The sequence below is a fragment of the Dolichospermum lemmermannii CS-548 genome (assembly GCF_028330815.1).
Taxonomy (GTDB): Bacteria; Cyanobacteriota; Cyanobacteriia; order Cyanobacteriales; family Nostocaceae; genus Dolichospermum; species Dolichospermum lemmermannii.
In genome coordinates this window covers 1-6,710 of the sequence record NZ_JAQMTJ010000148.1, presented here as the reverse complement: position 1 = coordinate 6,710, position 6,710 = coordinate 1, and the positions used below count along the sequence as shown (strand labels likewise).

Annotated in this window: 7 protein-coding genes, 1 rRNA gene and 1 pseudogene; 5 read left to right on the top strand and 4 right to left on the bottom strand. The window is 33.4% G+C overall.

The features are described from left to right. Positions 1-109, top strand: a 5S ribosomal RNA gene (rrf, locus tag PN450_RS09770); the annotation flags it as partial. Between the two features lie 86 nt (positions 110-195). Here rrf and PN450_RS09765 read toward each other — a convergent pair. The 4 genes from PN450_RS09765 to PN450_RS09750 all read right to left on the bottom strand — a co-directional run bounded on the left by PN450_RS09765 (position 196) and on the right by PN450_RS09750 (position 2,200). Next, complete coding sequence (locus tag PN450_RS09765; RefSeq protein ID WP_271836151.1) at positions 196-390, bottom strand: hypothetical protein; 195 nt, start codon at positions 388-390, stop codon at positions 196-198. 35 nt (positions 391-425) lie between these two features. Beyond that, positions 426-638, bottom strand: coding sequence for a hypothetical protein (locus tag PN450_RS09760; protein ID WP_271836150.1), 213 nt, complete (start codon positions 636-638; stop codon positions 426-428). A 76-nt stretch (positions 639-714) separates the two neighbouring features. Continuing rightward, positions 715-1,506, bottom strand: coding sequence for a GTPase family protein (locus PN450_RS09755; RefSeq protein ID WP_271836149.1), 792 nt, complete (start codon positions 1,504-1,506; stop codon positions 715-717). Between the two features lie 13 nt (positions 1,507-1,519). Next, on the bottom strand, positions 1,520-2,200 hold the full coding sequence (locus tag PN450_RS09750; protein WP_271836148.1) for a GTPase family protein: 681 nt from the start codon (positions 2,198-2,200) through the stop codon (positions 1,520-1,522). A 263-nt stretch (positions 2,201-2,463) separates the two neighbouring features. Here PN450_RS09750 and PN450_RS09745 point away from each other — a divergent pair, with 263 nt between their 5' ends. The 4 genes and pseudogenes from PN450_RS09745 to PN450_RS09730 form a co-directional block, all read left to right on the top strand. After that, positions 2,464-3,825, top strand: coding sequence for an NB-ARC domain-containing protein (locus tag PN450_RS09745; protein ID WP_271836147.1), 1,362 nt, complete (start codon positions 2,464-2,466; stop codon positions 3,823-3,825). Positions 3,826-4,268: 443 nt separating this feature from the next. Then, positions 4,269-5,345: a heat-inducible transcriptional repressor HrcA gene (gene hrcA / locus PN450_RS09740; protein WP_271836146.1), complete on the top strand. Its 1,077-nt coding sequence runs from the start codon at positions 4,269-4,271 to the stop codon at positions 5,343-5,345. A 13-nt stretch (positions 5,346-5,358) separates the two neighbouring features. Further along, positions 5,359-6,027: a DUF2834 domain-containing protein gene (locus tag PN450_RS09735; RefSeq protein ID WP_271836145.1), complete on the top strand. Its 669-nt coding sequence runs from the start codon at positions 5,359-5,361 to the stop codon at positions 6,025-6,027. A 74-nt stretch (positions 6,028-6,101) separates the two neighbouring features. Beyond that, positions 6,102-6,572: pseudogene (locus PN450_RS09730) on the top strand (DUF1517 domain-containing protein); the annotation flags it as partial. Positions 6,573-6,710 lie beyond the last annotated feature (138 nt).

Below are 6,710 nucleotides of genomic sequence, written 5' to 3'. Positions count from 1 at the left end.
TATGGCGCGGTGGAACCACACTGATCCCTTCCCGAACTCAGAGGTGAAACGCTGCTGCGGCGACGATAGTTTAGGGGTAGCCCTCCGTGAAAATAGCTCGATGCCAGGTTTAATATTTACAACTACAAAGCCTCCTCTATTTATTTAGAGGGGGTTTTGTTTTTTGTTTATTAAGCGAAAATGGGCAACTTTAGCTTAAAAAAATTGATCTCTTAAATAGTCAAATAGCATTTCAATTATTGCTTTACTAATTCTTTCCCAAAGCCATTTCATAGCAGTTTTAATCCATGATTCAAATGAGTTTTCACTAGCAAGAACAGCTTTTTTTTGTGCATGAGAAAGTTGACGATAACGGCTAATAATTTCTTGTTCTTCTTCTGATAATTCCATCTTTTACTCCTGTTTAATGTGATTTCTCAAAGTTCTTAGAATAAGCTTTTGAGCCAACTCCATAGATCGTTAGCATATCCTTGAATTTTATTCCATACCCATGAAAGAGAGGTTTTTATCCAATCAATAAAAGACTCCTGACTAGATGTGACTGCTTTCTTTTTAGCTTGAGAAAGTTCTCTAAATCTCCTAATAATTTCTTGTTCTTCTGGATCTAAATTCTCATAATTCATCTCATCATCATTCATTTGTTAATTAATCTCCTTCGTGTAGTTTTTTATTACTTATTAGCTAAACAACAATTTAGACAAATGCGATAATTTGCTAATCTTTTAATTGCTCTCTCAATAAATTCCGGACAGATGGATCTGCTAGTTCAATAGGATCAGCAGGATTAATACTAAATTTCCAGCCAACGTTACCCGATGCTTTGATAATTGCTGCTAGAAGGTCATAGAGTCTATATCGTTTGTCTGCTGAGTAATATTCAACTTGTTCAACTTTAATAGAAAGGGCAGAACTTAAAGTTTTCTGAACATCTTGACAACGACGATTGATATTGTTTTCCTGTTCAAGAGATGGATAATTTAATTTGGTATTCCATGTACCAGGACCAATTTTATCAACTTGATTTATTCCAACTACTAGACGACCTTTTAAATTATCCGTAACGTTTTGTACAATGTCTCTGAGTATTTTTTGATCTTCTGTTAATGCCTTTAAATTTGCCTGAATAACATAGAGAATAACATCCGCTTCTGACAAGATTTGTTTGTAAATTTTAGCGTATTCTTTATCTAGTTCAATATCTTCACCCATTCCAGGCATATCAATAACTGTTAATTTTCCTCCATTGGGCAATTCAATTATTCTTTTACTGGCTTCTGTTGTTCCGTGAGTAGTATGACTGACTTTTTCCTCTAAACCAAATAAGGAATTAATGGTGGTACTTTTCCCAACGCCAGATTTACCAATAATGGCTACTTTAGGAGGTTTGGCTAGTTCTTCTTGCACTAATTTTTCAAAAATTTTAAAGTCTTTATCACCTAAAACTCTGCGTAAGTTATCTACAAATTCTTGTTGTTCTGGTGATACTTTGTTCTGAAAAAGTCCCATTTTTGTAACTCCTCTAATTCAAGTTATTAATTGGATTTGCTAAATAATTAAAGTTGTTAATTGTATTGACAAGATTGTCTAACCCATAATTATTAACAACAGAACAAGGAATAATATGTTGTTTTTCAATGGGTATGTAGGGAGAGAAGCGTTGATAGACAATTTCTAATTTCTTTGGGATTATAGATAATTGTTCTGGTGATGGTTGATTTTTCAAAGTATCCCAATTTTCAGGATGTACTCTATCAATTTGATTAAGAACAATTAGATAATGAGCATCAGGTACTTTTTGTTTGTTGTTGGTTAATTTCAAAATTGCTTTTTGATCTTCTGCAAATGCACGGGTATCAGCCTGAAGAACCCATAAAATTATATTTGCTTTGTGAAAAGTTTCATAAATATGTTCAAAATGCTGATCATCCGCATATTCACTCTCTCCAACACCAGGAGTATCACAAAGTCGCCAAGTAAAATCTTTACCTTGATGAATTTCAGGTAACATTTTACCTTCATATTCGGTGACAGTTTGAGTACAAGCAACAGCATAATCTGTACGCCAATTTACCCCAAATAAAGCATTAGAAAGACTTGTTTTTCCTGTACCTGTTTGACCAAATTTAGCTATGGTCAGAGGACTAACCTCTATATTAACAGGGGGTTGCTGAGTTTTTTGTTCACTACTTAAGTAAGACATTGTGATTAATTTTTGAGTGACTCTATTTTTTGAATCACGAGTAAAATCAGATTCTCTGAAAAATATCAAACACTGTTTTGAGTAAGTTGGTTTTTTTACTTAATTATTATTGTTTCAAAAATCTGAGTCATCTGTCTATTGGAAAACATCGGATTTTATCGGGAGATTTATTACAAAATTTTACGTATAAAATCGGAAAATATGCGTAAAAATAGGATTATCTTTTGCTATAATTACTGAAACCCTTACCCTATATAGTTTTTATGACTGTAGACGAAGTTGTAAAATTTGTTGATAAAATAGTATTTGAAAAAACGGGAAAACATTTAGATGATATCCAAACTGCTGTAGTTGAAGGTACATGGAAAAGACAAACTTATGATTATATTGCCAGCGAATATAATCTTTCTAGCAGTCATGTAGGAGATGTAGGATCTGAATTATGGCAACTTTTATCGGAAATATTACATGAAGATATAAAAAAAACTAATTTTTGTTCTACTTTGGAAAGGATATATATTAAATCATCTCAAATGCCAAATATTTATATTGGTAATAATCATTTTAATTTTAATTCGCAAACATTAAATCAACCAAATAAAGAAGATGATGAAAGTAATATAAATACGGAAAATAAATTATCTAGTTATGATTTAACTTTAGCTCCTGAAATTATAAAATTTTATCAACGAGAAACAGAATTAGAAAAATTCTCTAATTGGATATTTAAGCAAAATACTCGTTTAATTTCAGTATCAGGATTATATGGAATTGGTAAAACTACTTTAGTTAAAAGATTTGTTGATTTAAACTTACAAAAATTTGCAGTGGTTATTTGGAGAAGTTTAAAATATCCTCAACCTTTGGAGTTACTTGTTAGCGATTTATTGAATGTTTGTCAACAAGAACCTCAAGCAACTTTAGATAAACAATTAAAGCAATTATTTGATATTCTTGCGAATCAGAAATGTTTAATTATTCTTGATGATTTACAAAATATCTTTATTCCTGGTAAATTTGCTGGACAATACAAAGTTGCATATCAAGAGTATCAAAACTTTTTTACTCTGATAACAGAGGTTAAACATCAAAGTCATGTAGTTGTCATTAGTCAAGAGCAATCTTCAGAAATAGAATGTTTAGATGATGAATTATGTCCGATTAAGTCTTTAGAAATATCAGGATTATATGATGTTGATATTCTCCAAAATAGAGGATTAAAAAATGAAGATAGTTGGCTAAAATTAATTGATTTATATGCAGGTAATTGTATTGATTTAAAAAGTGCGAGTATCTTAATTAACAAGAATTATGACGGTCAAGTTGCTGATTTTTTAGCTGAGAATACTTTGCATATTACTAATCAAATGCAATCTCGACTTCAGCAAATATTTAATCATTTATCAACCCCAGAAAAAGAAATAGTATGGCATTTAAGTAAATTTGATATACCTATTACTAGAGAATACTTGAGAGAAGGTTTAAATTTATCTGTTATTGATTTTAATAATGGGTTACAGTCTTTACAAGAAAGGTATTTAGTTACGAAAATAAAAGATGATAAAAGATTGTTTCAATTATCTTCAGTCTTTAGGGAATATGTGAGAAATTATTGTCAAAATTGATGATGATTTCATAAAAAATATAGGTCATATTTCTTGATATATTTTGAATCAATTACATAAGTCCTAATTTCACGGATAAAATTGAACAATGATTTTCCGACTATAGCTACCCAACTTACGCAGTAGCATCTAATATTCTGTAGCTAAAATTACAGTTTATTTGAGGATGTCATGAGATGATCCAGAAAAACATAGAGATTTATGTAAGTGAGACACTGAAACAACCTAGTTTCGGTAACAGAAATATAAATTACGACTAAGGAAAAAGCTACAACCTTTGATATTACTTGCAAATTTTTAATTTACATAAAGCGGACAATATTAAGTATATAATTTGCTATCTTGCATTAATTAATAATTAATACTCTTTTGGGGTTTGGTGGTAAAAACCACGCATTTTTTCAGATTTTGATTAAGGTTTGCCTTCAGTAAAAATATCACCTATGCAAGTCCATCTAACTAATCGGCAACAAAATATACTTTGGGCGACTATACGTCATTACATTGCGACAGCAGAGCCTGTTGGCTCTAAAGCTTTAATTGAAGGATTTGATTTAGGTATTAGCTCCGCTACTATTCGCAATGTGATGGGTGTTTTAGAAAAATCAGGGTTACTTTATCAACCACATACTTCTGCGGGAAGAATTCCTTCTGATTCTGGTTATCGGATTTATGTTGACCAACTAATTAAACCATCAGAAACTTTAGCTAAAGAGGTAGAAACGGCATTACAAAGACATTTGCATTGGGACGATTGGAGTTTAGAGGCTTTATTACAAGGTGCAGCCCAAATTTTAGCAACATTAAGCGGTTGTATTACTTTAATTACTATGCCACAAACCACGACAGCAAAGTTACGACATTTGCAACTAGTGCAAATTGAATCCGGGAAGATTATGTTGATTGTGGTGACAGATAGTTATGAAACCCATTCTAAGGTGATGGATTTATTTTCAATATCATCAGTAACTAAACCTGAACCGGAGGTAATTGATCATCAATTGCAGATAGTTTCTAACTTTTTGAATAGTCATTTACGAGGAAGGAGTTTATTAGAATTAGGCTACCTTGACTGGAGTGAATTAGATCAGGAATTTCGAGTTTATGGCGAATTTTTGAAAAGTTCTTTGGTAGAATTGACTCATCGCGCTCTTGCACCAACGACTACACAAATTATGGTGCGGGGGATTGGAGAAGTCTTACGACAACCTGAGTTTTCTCAAGTACAGCAGGTACAGACAATTATGCAATTGTTGGAAGAAGAACAAGACCAACTTTGGCATTTAATTTGTGAAAAAACAGAAATGGATGATACAAATAAGTCTAAAGTAACGGTGCGGATTGGGACAGAAAATCCTCTTGAACCTATTCAAACCTGTACTTTGATTTCTGCTATTTATCGTCGGGGTTCTGTGCCAGTGGGAAGTGTGGGAGTTTTAGGTCCAACTAGGTTAGACTATGAGAGTGCGATCGCTGTGGTCGCAGCAGCAGCAAATTATCTCTCGGAAGCTTTTAGTTAATTTCCATAAATTCATGATCAGAAAAATCACTTTTGGCTTACTATGGCTAGGATTTGTTTCCTATGCCTTTTTCTTTGCTCCTCCTGAACAACCGGATACTTTTGAGTTGATAAAAAATCTCTCTACAGGAAATTGGCAAGGGATTAATCCGCTGATTATATGTTTATTTAATATCATGGGAATTTGGCCTTTTATATATAGTGCAGTGGTATTTTTTGATGGTAGAGGTCAAAAAATACCTGCTTGGCCATTTGCTAGTGCTGCTTTTGCTATTGGGGCTTTTGGGCTTTTACCATATTTAGCTTTAAGAGAACCCAATCAAAAGTTTGTAGGGAAAAAAAAATTATTTCTCAAATTACTAGATTCTCGCGTTTTTGGAATTTTATTAACTTTAGGTGCGGCGGTTTTATTTACCTATAGTTTACAGGGAGACTGGGGTAATTTTCGACAACAGTGGGAAACCAGCCGATTTATTCACGTCATGAGTTTGGATTTTATCATCTTGAGTCTATTATTTCCCACGTTGTTAAGAGATGATATGACAAGACGAGGTTGGCAAAATAATCAGTTATTTTGGTTATTTGCGATCATTCCTGTGTTTGGAGCTTTGATGTATCTGTGTGTGCGTCCACCTATAGATATAGAAAATCAAAAAGGAGTTGAGACAACAATACTCCACTAACTCCTGACTACTAAAATTAAAAAGGTAAGTATCCAGTTGTGAACAACATCTACTGAAATTACAGGAGACAAAAAATGTTTAATCGCATGATGGGAAAAACTCGCTATATTGTCTGTCGTTTGTTCTTGCATTTAAACGGAGAAGAAGTAGCGCCAATCTTAGGTGTCCTCAACAGTAGTGCTAGAACAGCGATTAATGCTGACGGTGATCTGGATATTTTAGGAGAAGAATTGGTGCAACTGTGCCAAACTTTCCTACAATATGATGAATATTGGTTTGCTGCTGCTAATGAAGGTGATGTCTTTTGGAATCAAGGGGAAGCAGGAGATTATGTCAATGAACTATTCACAGACTCAGCCCAAAGATATGGGGCTAATCTTGATTTTAATTCCACTTCCTCAAATCAGCCCTTATCACTTCCTGTCACCCGTAACATCGTTGTCATGATTACAGTCGCGGCTGAAGGGGAAATTACCGAGTTAGAAACTGATTTAGCCAACATCCCAGCTTTGAAAGCAGCCTTTAAAGCCGTAATTAATCTACACTAGTGCGATTCGTTGTTAGTTGAATCACGGTAATCAGTCCGTACATAAGCTAACCAACCCAATCCAATCATGGAAAAAGGTTGAACTCTCGGTCTGATATGGGTGCAAGTCCCATCTACCAGACTCAGGTATGACTCC

Excerpts from the sequence above, each read along its gene's own strand:
- hrcA (WP_271836146.1), top strand. The coding sequence starts at position 4,269 with ATGCAAGTCCATCTAACTAATCGGCAACAAAATATACTTTGGGCGACT.
- PN450_RS09765 (WP_271836151.1), bottom strand. The coding sequence starts at position 390 with ATGGAATTATCAGAAGAAGAACAAGAAATTATTAGCCGTTATCGTCAA.
- PN450_RS09745 (WP_271836147.1), top strand. The coding sequence starts at position 2,464 with ATGACTGTAGACGAAGTTGTAAAATTTGTTGATAAAATAGTATTTGAA.
- PN450_RS09755 (WP_271836149.1), bottom strand. The coding sequence starts at position 1,506 with ATGGGACTTTTTCAGAACAAAGTATCACCAGAACAACAAGAATTTGTA.
- PN450_RS09750 (WP_271836148.1), bottom strand. The coding sequence starts at position 2,200 with ATGTCTTACTTAAGTAGTGAACAAAAAACTCAGCAACCCCCTGTTAAT.
- PN450_RS09760 (WP_271836150.1), bottom strand. The coding sequence starts at position 638 with ATGAATGATGATGAGATGAATTATGAGAATTTAGATCCAGAAGAACAA.
- PN450_RS09735 (WP_271836145.1), top strand. The coding sequence starts at position 5,359 with ATGATCAGAAAAATCACTTTTGGCTTACTATGGCTAGGATTTGTTTCC.